This is a genomic window from Enterobacter mori LMG 25706 (assembly GCF_000211415.1).
Classification (GTDB): domain Bacteria; phylum Pseudomonadota; class Gammaproteobacteria; order Enterobacterales; family Enterobacteriaceae; genus Enterobacter; species Enterobacter mori.
This window is the reverse complement of the sequence record NZ_GL890776.1, coordinates 405790-406501: the sequence shown is the minus strand read 5'-3', so window position 1 is coordinate 406501 and position 712 is coordinate 405790. Positions and strand designations below refer to the sequence as shown.

The 712-nt window shown below is 65.7% G+C and carries 1 protein-coding gene; it reads right to left on the bottom strand.

Features of this window, described 5'->3' with window-relative positions:
- The coding region (locus ENTMO_RS27025) for an Ig-like domain-containing protein (protein WP_010430923.1) at window positions 1–712 on the bottom strand (712 nt) is incomplete at both ends.

Here is a 712-nt window from a genome sequence, read left to right as displayed (position 1 = left end):
GCGCTCGCCGGTTCCGGTGTTGCCGTGGCCATTGGTGACGGTCGCCGTCACGCTCAGGCTGCCGTTGCCCGGCGCGGTCAGCACGTCAGACGGCACGTTCACGGACCAGGTCAGATCGTTCTGCACCGTTGCGGTGTAGCTGTTGCCGCCAATGGTGACGGTGACGGTATTGCCCGCTTCGGCATTCGCCACGGTGCCGCTCAGGGGCTGACCTGCCGCCACTTCCGCCGCGTTGATGACGTTGTCGCCCGCCACGGTGTTAATGGTGACGGTCGGCAGCGCGGTGTCCACCAGCAGGTTCGCGGTATTGCTCACGGTGTTGCCCACGCCGTTGGTGGCGGTCGCGTTCAGGGTGTAGTTGGCCTGACCGAGACCGGCCAGATCCGCTGCCGGAACCGTCAGGCTCCAGGTACCGTCTGCCGCGGTCGTGGCCGCGTAGTTTTTGCCGTTCAGGGTTACGGTCACCACGGTTCCTTCCGCGAGGTTGGCGCTGGTGCCGCTGACGCTCAGATCCTGACCCTTTTCAACCGCGTTCAGGGCGTTGTCATCGCTGATGGCGTTGAAGTTGACCGATGGCAAGCCGGTGTCGACGGTCACGTCATGGCTGCCGGTGCCGGTATTGCCCGCCGCGTCGGTGACTGATGCCGTGACGGTCACGGTGCCGTCGCTGAGGCCGGAAATCACGCTCGCCGGTACCCCCACGCTCCAGTTG